13 protein-coding genes and 1 pseudogene are annotated in these 17,564 nt (G+C 65.6%); 12 read left to right on the forward strand and 2 right to left on the reverse strand.

The features are described 5' to 3' along the window. Positions 1 to 348: 348 nt before the first annotated feature. A complete protein-coding gene (locus tag CR917_RS20060) occupies positions 349 to 1,974 on the reverse strand; it encodes a methyl-accepting chemotaxis protein (RefSeq protein WP_043863629.1) in 1,626 nt (541 codons plus the stop codon). A 278-nt stretch (positions 1,975 to 2,252) separates the two neighbouring features. Here CR917_RS20060 and CR917_RS20065 point away from each other — a divergent pair, with 278 nt between their 5' ends. From CR917_RS20065 to CR917_RS28200, 4 genes and pseudogenes are all read left to right on the forward strand, one after another. After that, positions 2,253 to 2,483 (forward strand): hypothetical protein, encoded by a 231-nt coding sequence (locus CR917_RS20065; RefSeq protein ID WP_043863630.1) that lies wholly within the window; start codon positions 2,253 to 2,255, stop codon positions 2,481 to 2,483. Beyond that, positions 2,480 to 2,782: a cell division protein ZapA gene (locus CR917_RS20070; RefSeq protein ID WP_043863631.1), complete on the forward strand. Its 303-nt coding sequence runs from the start codon at positions 2,480 to 2,482 to the stop codon at positions 2,780 to 2,782. The genes CR917_RS20065 and CR917_RS20070 overlap by 4 nt, the downstream gene beginning before the upstream one ends. Before the next feature lie 204 nt (positions 2,783 to 2,986). Next, positions 2,987 to 4,018 (forward strand): annotated as a pseudogene (locus CR917_RS28195) (cache domain-containing protein); the annotation flags it as partial. A 132-nt stretch (positions 4,019 to 4,150) separates the two neighbouring features. Further along, positions 4,151 to 4,879: a methyl-accepting chemotaxis protein gene (locus CR917_RS28200; protein ID WP_371917280.1), complete on the forward strand. Its 729-nt coding sequence runs from the start codon at positions 4,151 to 4,153 to the stop codon at positions 4,877 to 4,879. Positions 4,880 to 4,963: 84 nt separating this feature from the next. On the opposite strand, the gene CR917_RS20080 is transcribed toward CR917_RS28200, so the two are convergent. Then, the gene (locus CR917_RS20080) at positions 4,964 to 6,007 is read right to left on the reverse strand and encodes a low specificity L-threonine aldolase (RefSeq protein WP_043863633.1); all 1,044 of its coding nucleotides are present in this window, start codon (positions 6,005 to 6,007) and stop codon (positions 4,964 to 4,966) included. Between the two features lie 177 nt (positions 6,008 to 6,184). Here CR917_RS20080 and glyA point away from each other — a divergent pair, with 177 nt between their 5' ends. The 8 genes from glyA (at position 6,185) to CR917_RS20120 (ending at position 17,552) form a co-directional block, all read left to right on the forward strand. Next, on the forward strand, positions 6,185 to 7,438 hold the full coding sequence (gene glyA / locus CR917_RS20085) for a serine hydroxymethyltransferase (RefSeq protein WP_054916001.1): 1,254 nt from the start codon (positions 6,185 to 6,187) through the stop codon (positions 7,436 to 7,438). A 15-nt stretch (positions 7,439 to 7,453) separates the two neighbouring features. After that, the gene (locus CR917_RS20090; RefSeq protein WP_104572849.1) at positions 7,454 to 8,704 is read left to right on the forward strand and encodes a sarcosine oxidase subunit beta family protein; all 1,251 of its coding nucleotides are present in this window, start codon (positions 7,454 to 7,456) and stop codon (positions 8,702 to 8,704) included. A 13-nt stretch (positions 8,705 to 8,717) separates the two neighbouring features. Continuing rightward, complete coding sequence (locus CR917_RS20095) at positions 8,718 to 9,047, forward strand: sarcosine oxidase subunit delta (protein WP_043863636.1); 330 nt, start codon at positions 8,718 to 8,720, stop codon at positions 9,045 to 9,047. Continuing rightward, the gene (locus CR917_RS20100; protein ID WP_104572850.1) at positions 9,044 to 12,061 is read left to right on the forward strand and encodes a sarcosine oxidase subunit alpha; all 3,018 of its coding nucleotides are present in this window, start codon (positions 9,044 to 9,046) and stop codon (positions 12,059 to 12,061) included. The genes CR917_RS20095 and CR917_RS20100 overlap by 4 nt, the downstream gene beginning before the upstream one ends. 130 nt (positions 12,062 to 12,191) lie before the next feature. Beyond that, positions 12,192 to 12,824: a sarcosine oxidase subunit gamma gene (locus CR917_RS20105; RefSeq protein WP_104572851.1), complete on the forward strand. Its 633-nt coding sequence runs from the start codon at positions 12,192 to 12,194 to the stop codon at positions 12,822 to 12,824. Next, positions 12,821 to 13,678 carry a formyltetrahydrofolate deformylase gene (gene purU, locus CR917_RS20110; RefSeq protein WP_043863639.1) on the forward strand — a complete coding sequence of 286 codons (858 nt, stop codon included), beginning with the start codon at positions 12,821 to 12,823 and terminating at the stop codon, positions 13,676 to 13,678. Before CR917_RS20105 ends, purU begins: the two co-directional genes overlap by 4 nt. A gap of 124 nt (positions 13,679 to 13,802) precedes the next feature. Continuing rightward, positions 13,803 to 15,002 carry a formaldehyde dehydrogenase, glutathione-independent gene (gene fdhA, locus CR917_RS20115; RefSeq protein ID WP_043863640.1) on the forward strand — a complete coding sequence of 400 codons (1,200 nt, stop codon included), beginning with the start codon at positions 13,803 to 13,805 and terminating at the stop codon, positions 15,000 to 15,002. A 195-nt stretch (positions 15,003 to 15,197) separates the two neighbouring features. Then, on the forward strand, positions 15,198 to 17,552 hold the full coding sequence (locus CR917_RS20120) for a glucose/quinate/shikimate family membrane-bound PQQ-dependent dehydrogenase (RefSeq protein ID WP_104572852.1): 2,355 nt from the start codon (positions 15,198 to 15,200) through the stop codon (positions 17,550 to 17,552). Positions 17,553 to 17,564 lie beyond the last annotated feature (12 nt).

Raw genomic sequence — 17,564 nt, forward strand, 5'->3', positions numbered from 1 at the left:
CTGATGAGGTTAGATGAAGCTGCAACTAACGGAACAACGACACACTTTCAGCGAGCGCGCAGGTACTTGCCTGAAAGTGTCTGTAATGTCCGATGTAGAGCCATTCTGATTTGTAAACTGGTATTTATGCCAGTCTGCAATGCGGGGAGGTTATTGCGAAAAGTTATCGTGCGGCGTGAGGTTTTTGATGCCGAAGTTAAAGTGCAGTGAATATTCCTACTTAATATTAGGAATAGTTTGTGAGCAACTTTAGATAAGTCTGACGAGATAGTGTTTTCGACGGCGAGCGGGGGCCGATCGAAAAAAACCGGGCGCCCGGCGCGCACTGCGCCGGGGCCCGGTGGCGACCTACACGCTGAAGCGTGCGACCAGGCCGTTCAGGCCCACCGCCAGGCGAGACAGTTCGGCACTCGCGGCGCTGGTCTGGTGCGCCCCGGTGGCCGACTGCACCGACAGGTCGTTGATGTTCACCAGGTTGCGGTCCACTTCGCGGGCCACCTGGGCCTGCTCTTCGGCGGCGCTGGCGATCACCAGGTTGCGTTCGTTGATTTCGGCCACCGCGGTGGTGATGGTCTCCAGCGACAGGCCGGCGCCGCGGGCGATGCTCAGGGTCGACTCGGCGCGTTCGGTGCTGTGGCGCATCGAGTTCACCGCCTGTTCGGTACCGCCCTGGATGCTGCCGATCATGCGCTCGATTTCGCTGGTCGACTGCTGGGTCCGGTGGGCCAGAGCGCGCACTTCGTCGGCGACCACGGCGAAGCCGCGCCCGGCTTCACCGGCACGCGCTGCCTCGATGGCGGCGTTGAGGGCCAGCAGGTTGGTCTGGTCGGCCAGGCCGCGGATCACATCGAGCACCTTGCCGATGTCACGCGACTCGCCGGCCAGGTTGCCGATCAGCTCGGCAGTACCCTGCACGTCGGCACTCATGCGCTCGATGGCGCTGACGGTCTCCATGACCAGGTCGCGACCGTCGCCGGCCGAGCGGGTGGCCTGCTTGGACGCCTCGGACGTGCTCACCGCGTTGCGTGCCACTTCTTCCACCGCGCTGGTCATCTCGGTGACGGCAGTGGCGGCCTGCTGGATCTCGTTGTTCTGCTGCTGCAGGCCGCGTGCGCTTTCGTCGGTGACTGCATTCAGCTCTTCGGCAGCCGAGGCCAGCTGGGTGGCGGAGCCGGCAATCTGCTGCAGGGTGTCGCGCAGCTTGTGCTGCATCTTGCCCATGGCGTGCAGCAGGCGCGCCGCTTCGTCGGTACCGGTGGTGTTGATCGGTTTGGTCAGGTTGCCATCGGCGATCAGCTCGGCCGCCTGCAGCGCTTCGTCGATCGGCTTGACGATGCTGCGGGTGAGCAGCAGCGCGCACAGCAGGGTCAGTGCGGTGGCGGCCACCAGCAGCACGATCACCAGGGTGAAGGCCGTGTCGTATTGCGTGGCGGCGGTCTGGTTGGTCACACGGGTCTGATCGGTGTTGATCTTGACCAGGCGATCGGTGACTGCGCTGATCTGCTCGGAGTTGTCGAGCAGGTCGTGGTTGATCAGGCTGCGCAGTGCTTCCACATCACCGGCCTGCGACAGGCTTACCATGCGGTTTTCGAGCTGGCGGTACTGGTTGAGCAGCTGCACGTACTGGTTGTACGCGCCCCGTTCCTCGTCGCCTTCGATCAGTGGCTCGTAGGCCCGGCGCGCTTCGTCGATCTGGGCATTGCGCTTGGCCAGCAGTTGCACGGTGTCCTGCAGGGTGGCGGCTTCGCGGTTGAGCAGCAGGCGGTAGGACAGCGTGCGCAGGCGCAGGGTGAGTTGGGTGAGCTGGTCGAGGTTGGTGATGCTGGGCACGCTGATCTGTTCGATGGCTTCGCCGGCCTTGCGTATCTGCCCCATCTGGTTGAGGGCAAAGATGCCCAATGCAAGCATCAGGGCGCCGATCAGCGAAAACCCCAGAAGTGCGCGCGGGGCGATGTTCATGTTACGTAATGACATGGTTTTATCCGGCAGGGAATAGGAATGCGCGCGGTCCATGCGTCGTGGGGCAACTCTTATTGCCTATCGGTCAAATCAGGGCAGACTTGAGGGGGCATGTAACTAAATGTGAACCACCGGTCATTTTTTTCACCCCGGCATCCGACCAAGCGCTGGAACCGGTTGCCGATCGACGGGTCAATCTGCACCCGGTCGAGGCTCTGGCCCCGATATCCCTGGCGAGTGCGGTGAGATTTCTTTATCGTGTGCGCCCCCTGAAAAACCGTGAGAACGCAATCATGCTGGAAACATCCCTGAGTCAACTGGAGCAACTGGTCAACGACCTGGTGCAGAAGAACCTCGACCTGGCCGAGCGCAACGCGCAGCTGAGCGACGAACTGGCCCAGGCCAAGGACGAGAACGAAAGCCTGCAACTGAGCCTGATGGAGCAGGAAGAGAAGCAAGGTGCAACCGCCGCGCGTATCCAGGCGCTGGTTGAACGTGCCGGTGGCGGCGCCGTTACCGCATGAAGACCACCGCGCAGTCGATCAATGTCGTGTCGATAATGGGCAATGACTATTCGATCAAGGCCCCTGAAGGTCAGGAGCAGACCCTGGCGCAGGCGGTGCAGATGCTCAAGGCCTCCCTGGCCGATACCAAGCGCAAGTACCCGTCGCTGATCGGCGACAAGTTGCTGGTGCTGGCCGCCCTGAACCTGTGCTCGCAGCAGATCGAACTGCAACAGGCACATCAGGAAGCCCTCGACCGTTATCAAGAGCAAGTCAGCGCCACGGTCGACGTCATTGCCCGGACAATCGGCAACAGCTGATTTCCCCCTCGCGTGCATTCCCTCTTTACTGTGCTGGCTCACTGACCCCTGGGGGCAGTGAGCGGCCCGAGTGTGGCTGACTGCTAGCATTGTATTTTCTGTTGTATACAATTGTCCTGGTGTTCGCGGTACACGGCTGGTTTAACTCAGGGGAAATTCATGCAGTTCTGGCGGCGCAGTATCCAGTGGCAATTGATCGCAAGCATGGGCGCGGCCCTGGTGGCGAGCATTCTGATCGTGGTTGGTATCTACACCGTGGCGGTCAATCGACTGACCGAGCGCTACCTGGTGGAGACGGCGCTGCCGGCGAGCATCGAGGCCATGCGCAACGATATCGAGCGCATGTTGGGCCGGCCTCTGACGGCGGCGGCCGACATTGCCAACAACACCCTGTTGCGCGACTGGCTGGCAGCGGGGGAGCCCCCCGAACAGGCCGGTGCGTTCGTCGAGTACCTGGAGTCGGTGCGTGTGCACAACCAGGCGTTCACCGCGCTGTTCGCCGCCACGCGCAGCAATCACTACTACAACCAGGGCGGTCTGGACCGCACCTTGAGCCGCGACAACCCGAAGGACTCGTGGTTCTTCGGGTTCATCGACAGTGGCAAGCCGCGCCTGCTCAATATCGACACGGACATCAGCAGTGGCGACCTGGCGCTGTTCATCGACTTTCGGGTGGAAAAAGCCGGCCAGCTGGTGGGCATTGCCGGGCTGGGCCTGCGCATGACCGAGTTGTCCCAACTGATCCACGACTTCAGTTTCGGTGAGCGCGGCCGGGTGTTCCTGGTGCGCGGCGATGGACTGATCCAGGTGCACCCGCAGTCCGAGTTCAGCGGCAAGCGCCAGTTGGCCGAGCAGATCGGCGAAGGCGCCGCCCAGCGTGCGTTGACCCCGCACGAGGGCCTGCAGCAGAGCCGCTTCGAGCGCGATGGCGAGACCTACCTGGCCCTGAGCCTGCCGCTGCGCGACCTGAACTGGACCCTGGTGGCCGAGGTGCCCGAGGCGCAGATCTACGCCCAGGTGAACCAGGCCGTGTGGCTCACCAGCCTGATCGGCGCGGCGGTGGCGTTGCTGTCGCTGCTGCTGGTGGTATGGCTGGCGCGCGGCATCGTGCGCCCGCTGCGCCGGGTGACCGGTGCGCTGACCGCGATTGCCCAGGGCGGTGGCGACCTGACCCAGCGCCTGGACGAGTCGCGGGCCGATGAACTGGGCGACCTGGCCCGGGGTTTCAACCGTTTTCTGGACAGCCAGCGCGACCTGATCGGCGAGGTGCTGCGCACCACCGAGCACCTGCGCAGCGCCGTGGGGCAGGTGAGCGCGGTGGTGGAGGACACCGCCGCGCGCTCCCATCGCCAGCAGGAGATGACCGAGATGGTGGCCACTGCCGTGCACCAGATGGGCCTCACCGTGCAGGACATCGCGCAGAATGCCGGCCAGGCCGCGCACGCCTCGCAGACCGCGCGCACCGAAGCGTTGCAGGCGCGCGAGGTGGTGCAGCGCTCGATTGCGCACATCGAAGGCATGTCGGGCGAGATCGGCGTGGCGGCCAGTGCGGTTGGCCAACTGGCACAGGAGGTGGCGTCCATCGACGAGGTGCTGGCGGTGATCCGCAGCATTTCCGAGCAGACCAACCTGCTGGCGTTGAACGCGGCGATCGAGGCGGCGCGGGCCGGGGAGATGGGCCGTGGCTTCGCTGTGGTGGCCGACGAGGTACGTACCCTGGCCCAGCGAACCCAGGTGTCCACCGACGAGGTGCAGCAGATGATCCAGCGCCTCAAGCAGGGGGCGGGCAGCGCGGTGGCGTCGATGCAGGCGGGGCAGGCGGCGACCGGCACCGGCGTGGCGTCGAGCCAGCAGACCGGAGCGTCGTTGACCACCATTACCGGGCAGGTGGAACACATCACCGACATGAACCTGCAGGTGGCCACGGCCACCGAGGAGCAGTCGGCGGTGACCGAGGAGATCAACCGCAACGTGCAGGGGATTTCCGACCTGGCGCGCCAGACGGTGGCGCAGGTGGAGGCGTGTCGGGTGGATTGCCAGGCGTTGCGCGGGCTGGCCGATGACCTGGCGCGGCAGATGGGTGGGTTCAGGCTCTAGATCAGGGTGACTGCTTCGCCGGCAAGGCCGGCTCCTACAGGTTGGCGGTGTCTGTAGGAGCCGGCCTTGCCGGCGAAGGGGCCATCAGCGACCCAGCGTTACCGCACGAATATCCGCCGCCAGCTCGCGCACCCGTGCCTCGTCGGTGTCCCACGAGCACATGAACCGTGCGCCGCCGCTGCCGATGAAGGTGTAGAACCGCCAGCCCTTGGCGCGCAGCGCTTCCAGTGCCGGCTCCGGCATCTGCAGAAACACCCCGTTGGCTTCTACCGGGAACATCAACTGCACCGCCGGGATGTCCGCCACCAGCCCGCTGAGCAACTGCGCGCAGTGGTTGGCGTGCTGCGCATGGCGCAGCCACGCACCGTCTTCGAGCAACCCCACCCACGGCGCCGACAGAAAGCGCATCTTCGACGCCAGCTGCCCGGCCTGCTTGCAGCGGTAGTCGAAGTCTTCGGCCAGCTTGCGGTTGAAGAACAGGATCGCCTCGCCCACCGCCATGCCGTTCTTGGTGCCGCCAAAGCACAGCACGTCGATGCCGGCCTTCCAGGTCAGTTCGGCCGGCGAGCAGCCCAGGAACGCGCAGGCATTGCTGAAGCGCGCGCCGTCCATGTGCAGGTTAAGGCCCAGCTCCTTGCAGGTGGCGCTGATCGCCTTGAGCTCTTCAGGCCGATACACGCTGCCCACTTCGGTGGCCTGGGTGATGGTCACCACACGTGGCTTGGGGTAGTGGATGTCCTGGCGCTTGAGCGCCACTTCGCGGATGGACTCGGGCGTGAGCTTGCCGTTTTCGCTGCGGGCGGTGAGCAGCTTGGAGCCGTTGGAGAAGAACTCCGGCGCGCCGCATTCGTCGGTCTCGACGTGGGCGGTCTCGGAGCAGATCACGCTGTGGTAGCTCTGGCACAGGGACGACAGGGCCAGGGAGTTGGCGGCGGTGCCGTTGAAGGCGAAGAACACCTCGCAGTCGGTCTCGAACAGTTTGCGAAAGTGGTCGGAGGCCTTGGCGGTCCACTGGTCGTCGCCGTAGGCGCGTTCGTGGCCCTGGTTGGCCTTGTCCATCGCCGCCCAGGCTTCGGGGCAGATGCCGGAATAGTTGTCGCTGGCAAATTGCTGGCTTTGTTCTGTCATTGCACTGTCCTGTGGTCGACGCAGGCAAGCACTCTAAACCAACTATCAAATCGCCGACTACAAGGGCCATGTCGTAAACGCACCTTTGCGTGGCGTGCGCAGGCATCTGGACGGCCCGCGCCAGCCCTACCATCGCAGCCAAAGGGCGCTGTCCATGCCACTGCCGGGAGAGATGCGATGTTCACCAAGCACGACCAGATCCAGGGTTACGACGATGCACTGCTGGCGGCGATCAACGCCGAGGAACAGCGCCAGGAAGACCACATCGAACTGATCGCCTCGGAAAACTACACCAGCAAGCGCGTGATGCAGGCCCAGGGCAGCGGCCTGACCAACAAGTACGCCGAAGGCTACCCGGGCAAGCGCTACTACGGTGGCTGCGAGCACGTGGACAAGGTCGAGCAACTGGCCATCGATCGTGCCAGGCAGCTGTTCGGCGCCGACTATGCCAACGTCCAGCCGCACTCCGGCAGCCAGGCCAACGCCGCGGTGTACCTGGCCCTGCTGCAGGCCGGCGACACCGTGCTGGGCATGAGCCTGGCCCACGGCGGCCACCTCACCCACGGTGCCAAGGTCAGTTTCAGCGGCAAGCTGTACAACGCCGTGCAATACGGCATCGACACCCGCACCGGCCTGATCGACTACGACGAGGTCGAGCGCCTGGCCGTCGAGCACCAGCCGAAGATGATCATTGCCGGGTTTTCGGCCTACAGCAAAACCCTCGATTTCCCACGCTTTCGCCAGATCGCCGACAAGGTCGGCGCCTACCTGTTCGTCGACATGGCCCACGTCGCCGGGCTGGTCGCGGCGGGCCTGTATCCCAACCCGCTGCCCTATGCCGACGTGGTCACCACCACCACCCACAAGACCCTGCGTGGCCCGCGTGGCGGGCTGATCCTGGCCAGGGCCAACGAAGCGCTGGAAAAGAAACTCAACGCCGCGGTGTTCCCCGGCGGGCAGGGCGGCCCGCTGATGCATGTGATCGCGGCCAAGGCGGTGTGCTTCAAGGAGGCCCTGGAGCCCGGCTTCAAGGCCTACCAGCAACAGGTGATCGACAACGCCCGGGCGATGGCTGCGGTGTTCATCGAGCGTGGTTTCGACGTGGTGTCCGGTGGTACCGACAACCACCTGTTCCTGGTCAGCCTGATCCGCCAGGGCCTGACCGGCAAGGACGCCGATGCCGCCCTGGGGCGCGCCCACATCACCGTCAACAAGAACGCCGTGCCCAACGACCCACAGTCGCCGTTCGTCACCTCGGGCCTGCGCATCGGCACCCCGGCCGTCACCAGCCGTGGCTTCAAGGTGGCCCAGTGCACGGAGCTGGCCGGCTGGATCTGCGACATCCTCGACCACCTGGGTGATGCCGATGTCGAGGCCGACGTGGCCAGGAGCGTGTCGGCACTGTGTGCGGATTTTCCGGTTTACCGCTGAGTGGAGTAACAGACCATGCAACGCTATTCGGGCTTCGGCCTTTTCAAGCACTCGCTCAGCCACCACGAGAACTGGCAGCGCATGTGGCGCACGCCCACCCCGAAGAAGGTCTACGACGTGGTCATCGTCGGCGGCGGCGGGCACGGCCTGGCCACCGCCTACTACCTGGCCAAGGTGCACGGCATCACCAATGTGGCGGTGGTCGAGAAGGGCTGGCTGGGCGGCGGCAACACCGCGCGCAACACCACCATCGTGCGCTCCAACTACCTGTGGGACGAGTCGGCGCACCTTTATGAGCACGCGATGAGGCTCTGGGAGGGGTTGTCCCAGGACATCAACTACAACGTCATGTTCTCCCAGCGCGGGGTCTACAACCTGTGCCACACCCTGCAGGACATGCGCGACTCCGAGCGCCGGGTCAGCGCCAACCGGCTCAACGGCGTGGACGGCGAACTGCTGAACAGCAAGCAGGTGGCCGACGAGATTCCGCACCTGGACTGCTCCAGGAACACCCGTTATCCGGTTCTCGGCGCCACCGTGCAGCGCCGCGGCGGCGTGGCGCGTCACGATGCCGTGGCCTGGGGCTATGCGCGTGCCGCCGATGCCCTGGGCGTGGACCTGATCCAGCAGACCGAGGTGATCGGCTTTCGCAAGGAAAACGGCGCGGTGGTCGGCGTCGAGACCAACAAGGGCTTCATCGGTGCGCGGCGCGTGGGCGTGGTCACCGCCGGCAACTCCGGGCACATGGCCAGGCTGGCCGGGTTTCGCCTGCCCATCGAGTCGCACCCGCTGCAGGCACTGGTGTCCGAGCCGCTCAAGCCGATCATCGACAGCGTGATCATGTCCAACGCGGTGCACGGCTACATCAGCCAGTCGGACAAGGGCGACCTGGTGATCGGCGCCGGCATCGACGGCTGGGTGGGCTACGGCCAGCGCGGTTCGTACCCGGTGATCGAACATACCCTGCAGGCCATCGTCGAGATGTTCCCGATCCTGTCGCGGGTGCGCATGAACCGCCAGTGGGGCGGCATCGTCGACACCACCCCGGACGCCTGCCCGATCATCTCCAAGACCCCGGTGGCGAACATGTTCTTCAACTGCGGCTGGGGCACTGGCGGTTTCAAGGCCACGCCGGGCTCGGGCCACGTGTTCGCCGCGAGCCTGGCCACCGGCGAGATGCATGCACTGGCCAAGCCGTTTTCCATCGACCGTTTCCATAACGGCGCCCTGATCGACGAGCACGGCGCTGCCGCTGTCGCCCACTAACAGGAGACACTCCATGTTGCACATCTTCTGTCCCCACTGCGGCGAGCTGCGCTCCGAGGAAGAATTCCATGCCGCCGGCCAGGCGCACATTCCGCGCCCGCTGGACCCGAATGCCTGCACCGACGAGCAGTGGGGCGACTACCTGTTCTTTCGTGACAACCCGCGCGGCCTGCACCACGAGCTGTGGATCCATGCCGCGGGCTGCCGCCAGTACTTCAACGCCACCCGCGACACCGTGACCTACGAGATTCTCGAAACCTATCCGATTGGTGCCAGGCCCCAGGCGCGCGCCCAGGAAAACGTCCCGCAGCTGGCTGTCACCGGCCAGGGAGAAAAGGTATGAGCCAGCGCTATCGTCTGCCCAACGGCGGTCGTATCGACCGCAGCCAGGTCCTCGACTTCACCTTCAACGGCCAGCGCTACCAGGGCTACCAGGGCGACACCCTGGCCGCCGCGCTGCTGGCCAATGGCGTCGACATCGTGGGGCGCAGCTTCAAGTACTCGCGCCCACGCGGCATCATCGCCGCCGGCAGCGAAGAGCCCAACGCGATCCTGCAGATCGGTGCCAGCGAGGCCACCCAGGTACCCAACGTGCGCGCTACCCAGCAGGCGCTGTACGCCGGCCTGGTGGCCACCAGCACCAACGGCTGGCCCAGCGTGAACACCGACGTGATGGGCATCCTCGGCAAGGTCGGCGGCAAGCTGATGCCGCCGGGGTTCTACTACAAGACGTTCATGTACCCGCAGTCGTTCTGGATGACCTACGAGAAGTACATCCGCAAGGCCGCGGGCCTGGGCCGTTCGCCGCTGGAAAACGACCCGGACAGCTACGACTACATGAACCACCACTGCGATGTGCTGGTGGTGGGCGCAGGCCCCGCCGGGCTGGCTGCGGCACTGGCAGCCGGGCGCAGCGGGGCGCGGGTGATCCTGGCCGACGAGCAGGAGGAGTTCGGCGGCAGCCTGCTCGATACCCGCGAGACCCTCGACGGCCAGCCCGCCGCCGAGTGGGTGGCCAAGGTGATCGACGAGCTGCAGGGCATGCCCGAGGTCACCTTGCTGGCGCGGGCCACGGTCAACGGCTACCACGACCACAACTTCCTCACGATCCACCAGCGCCTCACCGATCATCTGGGCGACCGCGCACCCATCGGCCAGGTGCGCCAGCGCATGCACCGTGTGCGCGCCGGGCGTGTGGTGCTGGCCACCGGCGCCCACGAGCGGCCGCTGGTGTACGGCAACAACGATGTGCCGGGCAACATGCTCGCCGGCGCGGTATCTACCTACGTGCGCCGTTATGGCGTGGCGCCGGGGCGCAAACTGGTGCTGTCGACCAACAACGACCACGCCTATCGCGTGGCGCTGGACTGGCACGACGCCGGGCTCAAGGTGGTCGCGGTCGCCGATGCGCGGCACAACCCGCGTGGCTCGCTGGTGGAGGAGGCACGTGCCAAGGGCATTCGCATCCTCACCTCCAGCGCGGTGATCGAGGCGCGCGGCAGCAAGCATGTGACGGCAGCGCGGGTGGCAGCCATCGACGTGGCCGCACACCAGGTCACCAGCCCCGGCGAATGGCTGGACTGCGACCTGGTGGCGACGTCGGGCGGCTACAGCCCGGTGGTGCACCTGGCTTCGCACCTGGGCGGCAAGCCGCTGTGGCGCGACGACATTCTCGGCTTCGTGCCCGGCGACGCGCCGCAGAAGCGCGTGTGCGTGGGTGGCGTCAATGGCGTGTTCGCCCTGGGCGATGCGCTGGCCGACGGGTTCGAAGGCGGCGTGCGTGCGGCCACCGAGGCCGGTTTCAAGGCAGTGGAGGGCGTTCTGCCCAAGGTGCTGGTGCGTCCGGAGGAGCCTACCGTGGCGCTGTTCCAGGTGCCCCATGACCGCAACACCGCGCGGGCACCCAAGCAGTTCGTCGACCAGCAGAACGATGTGACTGCGGCCGCCATCGAACTGGCCACCCGCGAAGGCTTCGAGTCGGTGGAGCACGTCAAGCGCTACACCGCGCTGGGGTTCGGCACCGACCAGGGCAAGCTGGGCAACATCAACGGGCTGGCGATCGCCGCACGCTCGCTGGGCATCGGCATTGCGCAGATGGGCACCACCATGTTTCGCCCCAACTACACGCCGGTGACCTTCGGCGCGGTGGCCGGGCGCCATTGCGGCCACCTGTTCGAGCCGGTGCGCTTCACCGCGCTGCATGCCTGGCATGTGAAGAACGGCGCCGAGTTCGAGGACGTCGGCCAGTGGAAGCGCCCGTGGTATTTCCCCCGCGGCGGCGAAGACCTGCAGGCGGCGGTGGCCCGCGAATGCAAGGCGGTGCGCGACAGCGTCGGCCTGCTGGATGCCTCGACCCTGGGCAAGATCGACATCCAGGGCCCGGACGCCCGTGAGTTCCTCAACCGCATCTACACCAACGCCTGGACCAAGCTCGACGTGGGCAAGGCGCGCTACGGCCTGATGTGCAAGGAAGACGGCATGGTTTTCGACGATGGCGTGACCGCGTGCCTGGGCGACAACCACTTCCTGATGACCACCACTACCGGCGGCGCGGCGCGGGTGCTGCAATGGCTGGAGATCTACCAGCAGACCGAATGGCCGGAGCTGAAGGTGTACTTCACCTCCGTCACCGACCACTGGGCCACGCTGACCCTGTCGGGGCCCAACAGCCGCAAGCTGCTGGCTGAAGTGACCGACATCGACCTGGACAGGGACGCCTTCCCGTTCATGAGCTGGAAGGAGGGCCTGGTGGGCGGGGTGCCGGCGCGGGTGTTCCGAATCTCGTTCACCGGCGAGCTGTCGTATGAAGTGAACGTGCAGGCCAATTACGCGATGGGCGTGCTGGAGCAGATCGTCGCCGCCGGCAAGGCGTACAACCTCACCCCCTATGGCACCGAGACCATGCACGTGCTGCGCGCCGAGAAGGGTTTCATCATTGTCGGCCAGGACACCGACGGCTCGATGACCCCGGACGACCTGAACATGGGTTGGTGCGTGGGGCGCACCAAGCCGTTCTCGTGGATCGGCTGGCGCGGCATGAACCGGGAAGACTGCGTGCGCGAGAACCGCAAGCAGCTGGTGGGGCTCAAGCCGGTGGACCCGAGCCAGTGGTTGCCCGAGGGCGCGCAGCTGGTGCTGGACCCCAAACAGCCGATTCCGATGGACATGGTGGGGCACGTGACCTCGAGCTACGCGAGCAACTCGCTGGGCTATTCGTTTGCCATGGGGGTGGTCAAGGGCGGGCTCAAACGCATGGGCGAGCGGGTGTTTTCGCCGCAGGCCGATGGCAGCGTGATCGAGGCCGAGATCTGCGCCTCGGTGTTCTTTGATCCGAAGGGTGAGCGGCAGAACATCTGATGGTTGCAGGAGCAGCCTTGCTGGCGAAGCGACCACCGCGCACCGGGTTGCAACCGGGTCGCGGGCTTCGCCGGCAAGGCCGGCTCCTACAAAGAGATCACAGCACTACTGAATTCAAGGCAGGTATGTAATGAGCGCAATCAACGTCTACCCGCAACGCCCCGAGACTGACGGCAGGGCCGAATCACCCCTGCATCACGCCGACCTGCCCAGCCTGGTCGGCAAGGGCCGCAAGAACCCCGGCGTGACCCTGCGCGAGAAGAAGTTCCTCGGCCACCTGACCCTGCGCGGCAACGCCCACGACCCGGCTTTCGTCAGCGGCGTGCAACAAGCGCTGGGCCTGGAACTGCCGGTCGCACTCACCGTGGTCGCCAGCGGCGAGGCCTCGCTGCAGTGGATGGGCCCCGACGAGTGGCTGCTGATCGTGCCCGGTGGCGAGGAGCTGGCCGCCGAGCAGAAGCTGCGCGAAGCCCTCGACGGGCAACACATCCAGGTGGTCAACGTCAGCGGCGGGCAGACCCTGCTCGAACTGAGCGGGCCCAGGGTGCGCGAGGTGCTGATGAAGTCCACCAGCTACGACGTGCACCCCAACAACTTCCCGGTGGGCAAGGCGGTGGGCACGGTGTTCGCCAAGTCCCAGCTGGTGATCCGGCGCACCGGCGAGGACACCTGGGAGTTGCTGATCCGGCGCAGCTTCAGCGACTACTGGTGGCTGTGGCTGCAGGATGCCTGCGCCGAACATGGCCTGAGCATCGCCTCATGAGCCGTGCGCCGGACACCTGGATCCTTACCGCCGACTGCCCCAGCCTGCTGGGTACGGTGGACGCGGTGACGCGCTACCTGTACGAGCAGCAGTGCTACGTCACCGAGCATCATTCGTTCGATGACCGGCTGTCGGCGCGGTTCTTCATACGGGTGGAGTTTCGCCAGCCCGAGGCATTCGACGAGCAGGCCTTTCGCGCAGGCCTGGCCGCCCGTGGCGAAGCGTTCGGCATGACCTTCGAGCTGACTGCGCCCAGACACCGGCCCAAGGTGGTGATCATGGTGTCCAAGGCCGATCATTGCCTCAACGACCTGCTGTACCGCCAGCGCATCGGCCAGTTGGCGATGGACGTGGTGGCGGTGATTTCCAACCACCCGGACCTGGAGCCGCTGGCGCACTGGCACCGCATCCCCTATTACCACTTTGCCCTCGACCCGCAGGACAAGCCGGCGCAGGAGCGCAAGGTGCTGCAGGTGATCGAGGCGTCCGGCGCCGAGCTGGTGATCCTTGCGCGCTACATGCAGGTGCTGTCGCCGGAGCTGTGCCGACGCCTGGATGGCTGGGCGATCAACATCCATCACTCGCTGCTGCCGGGGTTCAAGGGCGCCAAGCCGTATCACCAGGCCTACAACAAGGGCGTGAAGCTGGTGGGGGCCACGGCGCATTACATCAACAACGACCTGGACGAGGGCCCGATCATTGCCCAGGGCGTGGAAGCCGTGGATCACAGCCACTACCCTGAAGACCTGATTGCCCGCGGGCGCGATATCGAATGCCTGACGTTGGCGCGGGCGGTGGGGTATCACATCGAGCGGCGGGTGTTTTTGAACGCCAATCGCACGGTGGTGCTGTAGCGGGCGTATCGCGGGTCAAGCCCGCACCCACAGGGACTGTGGGAGCGGGCTTGACCCGCGATGAGGCCCGAAAGACGGACAGAACATTCAGCGCGACATAACAACAATCGAGCGAGGTGAAAGCATGTCTGGCAATCGTGGTGTGGTGTACCTGGGCGCAGGCAAGGTCGAGGTGCAAACAATCCCCTATCCCAAAATGCAGGACCCACGTGGGCGCAAGATCGAACACGGCGTGATCCTGCGGGTGGTCTCCACCAATATCTGCGGCTCCGACCAGCACATGGTGCGCGGTCGTACCACCGCCCAGACCGGCCTGGTGCTGGGGCACGAAATCACCGGCGAGGTCATCGAGAAAGGCCGTGACGTCGAGAACCTGCAACTGGGCGACCTGGTCTCGGTGCCGTTCAACGTGGCCTGCGGGCGCTGCCGCTCGTGCAAGGAACAACACACCGGCGTGTGCCTGAGCGTCAACCCGGCCCGCGCCGGCGGCGCCTACGGCTATGTCGACATGGGCGACTGGACCGGCGGGCAGGCCGAGTATGTGCTGGTGCCCTACGCCGACTTCAACCTGCTCAAGCTGCCCGACCGCGACAAGGCCATGGAGAAGATCCGCGACCTGACCTGCCTCTCCGACATCCTGCCCACCGGCTACCACGGTGCGGTCACCGCAGGTGTCGGCCCCGGCAGCACGGTGTACGTGGCCGGTGCCGGCCCGGTCGGCCTGGCCGCTGCCGCCTCGGCGCGGCTGCTGGGCGCGGCGGTGGTGATCATCGGTGATGTGAACCCGGTACGTCTGGCCCATGCCAAGGCCCAGGGCTTCGAGGTCGCCGACCTGTCCCAGGACACCCCGCTGCACGAACAGATCGCCAACCTGCTGGGCGAGCCGGAGGTGGACTGCGCGGTCGATGCGGTGGGCTTCGAGGCCCGTGGCCACGGGCATGCCGGGGCCCAGCACGAGGCGCCGGCCACGGTGCTCAACTCGCTGATGGGGGTGGTGCGGGTCGCCGGCAAGATCGGCATCCCCGGCCTGTACGTGACCGAAGACCCGGGCGCGGTGGATGCCGCAGCCAAGATGGGCAGCCTGAGCATCCGTTTCGGCCTGGGCTGGGCCAAGTCCCACAGCTTCCACACCGGGCAGACCCCGGTGATGAAGTACAACCGCGCCCTGATGCAGGCCATCATGTGGGACCGCATCAACATCGCCGAGGTGGTCGGCGTGCAGGTCATCAGCCTGGATCAGGCGCCCGAGGGCTACGGCGAGTTCGATGCCGGCGTGCCGAAGAAATTCGTGATCGACCCGCACACGCTGTTCAGCGCAGCGTAAGACCAATGTCTACCCGGTTTCAGGCCCCTGAAGCCGGGCTGACAGACAAATTGTCGCAGTAGCCCGCAATTTTTTGTTACCCTTAAACGTACTAACTGGTTAACAAGCAAGCTACCTAAATGCGCCGACTATGCTCGGGATTGGGTCGGCCAACTGTTGACGGTGGTTTTTCACTACGTTTAGGACGGTAATCACATGAACGAACAGGCAGGTGCTCCGGGCACCGCAAAGTGGCTGCTGGGAGGTCTGGGCATCCTGATCGCTCTGATCGGCCTGGTGCTGGCAGGGGGCGGTGCGTACCTGAGCAGCCTCGGTGGTAGCTGGTACTTCCTTCTGATGGGCCTGGCGATGCTGGTCAGCGGTGTGCTGATCGCGCGGCGCAAGCCGTCGGGCGCCTGGCTGTACGCGGTGGCCCTGGTACTCACCGCGATCTGGGCGGTGTGGGATGCCGGCCTGGACTTCTGGCCGCTGGTCTCGCGGGTACTGACCTTTGCCGTGATCGGCCTGGTCATCGCGCTGGTGTTCCCGAGCCTGCAACGCGCCGACGGTCGTGCGGCCGGGCGTGGCGCGTTCGCGGTGGCCGGTGTGCTGGCCGTTGGCGTGGTCGCCACCCTGGGCTACATGTTCGTGCCCACCCACGTGGTCACCGCCAGCAGCGAGCCTGCGGTGCAGCCGGTCAAGCCGGGCACCGAGCAGAAGGACTGGGCGCACTGGGGCAACACCACCGCCGGCAACCGCTTTGCCGCGCTGGACCAGATCAACAAGGGCAACGTCGACAAGCTGCAGGTGGCCTGGACCTTCCATACCGGTGACGTGCCGCAAAGCACCGGCGCCGGTGCCGAAGACCAGAACACGCCGCTGCAGATCGGCGACACCCTGTATTCCTGCACCGCCTACGGCAAGGTCTTCGCCCTGGACGTGGACACCGGCAAGCAGCGCTGGATGTTCGACCCCAAGGGCAGCGCGCCGAACTGGCAGCGTTGCCGTGGCCTGGGCTACTCCGAAACCCCGCTGGCCGCCGACGCCGGCCCGCAGGCCTGCGCCAAGCGCCTGTTCCTGCCCACCGGCGATGCCCGCCTGATCGCGATCAACGCCGAAAACGGCGAAGCATGTGCCGACTTTGGCGATAACGGCGTGGTCGACCTGAGCGTCGACATGGGCGAGATCAAGCCGGGCTACTACCAGCAGACCTCCACCCCGCTGGTGGCCGGCGATGTGGTGATCGTCGGTGGCCGCGTGGCCGACAACTTCTCCACCGGCGAACCGCCGGGCGTGGTGCGTGCCTATGATGTGCGGACCGGCGAGCTGACCTGGGCCTGGGACCCGGGCAACCCGAACATCACCAAGCGTCCGCCCGAAGGCCAGACCTACACCCGTGGCACGCCCAACGTGTGGTCGGCGATGTCCTATGACGCCAAGCTGGGCCTGGTGTACCTGCCGACCGGCAACGCCACCCCGGACTTCTTCGCCGGCACCCGTACCGAACTGGACGACAAGTACAGCTCCTCGATCGTGGCGCTGGACGTGAAGAACGGCCAGGTGCGCTGGCACTTCCAGACCACCCACCACGACCTGTGGGACTTCGACCTGCCGGCCCAGCCGCTGCTGTACGACATCCCGGATGACAAGGGTGGCGTGCAACCGGCGCTGGCACAGGTGACCAAGCAGGGCGAGATCTTCGTGATCAACCGTGAAACCGGCGTGCCGATTGCCAAGGTCGAAGAGAAGCCGGTGCCCCAGGGCAACGTGCCGGGCGAGCGTTATTCGCCGACCCAGCCGTTCTCGGTAGAGATGCCGTCGATCGGCAACCAGACCCTGAAAGAGTCGGACATGTGGGGCGCGACCCCGTTCGACCAGTTGCTGTGCCGCATCTCGTTCAAGGGCATGCGCCACGAGGGTGTGTACACCCCGCCAGGGCTGGACCCGGCGTTGCAGTTCCCCGGCTCGCTGGGTGGCATGAACTGGGGTAGCGTGTCGGTCGACCCGACCAGCAACTACATGTTCGTCAACGACATGCGTCTGGGCCTGGCCAACTACATGATCCCGCGTGCAGACATTCCCAAAGGTGCCAGCGGCATCGAGATGGGTGTGGTGCCGCAGGACGGTACGCCGTATGGCGCGATGCGCCAGCGCTTCCTGTCCGCGGCCGGTATTCCGTGCCAGAGGCCGCCGTTCGGCACCATGTCGGCCATCGACCTGAAGACCAGAAAACTGATGTGGCAGGTGCCGGTCGGTACCGTGCAGGACACCGGGCCGCTGGGCATCCGCATGCACCTGCCGATCCCGATCGGCATGCCGACCCTGGGCGCTTCGCTGTCGACCCAGTCGGGCCTGCTGTTCTTTGCCGGCACCCAGGACTTCTACCTGCGTGCGTTCGACTCGGGCAACGGCAACGAGATCTGGAAGGCGCGTCTGCCGGTGGGCAGCCAGTCGGGGCCGATGACCTACGTGTCGCCCAAGACCGGCAAGCAATACATCCTGATCAGTGCTGGCGGTGCGCGTCAGTCGCCGGATCGGGGTGATTACGTGATTGCGTACGCCTTGCCGTAGGGCGGGTTGCCA

The organism is Pseudomonas sp. BRM28 (assembly GCF_002939405.1).
Lineage (GTDB): Bacteria > Pseudomonadota > Gammaproteobacteria > Pseudomonadales > Pseudomonadaceae > Aquipseudomonas > Aquipseudomonas palmensis.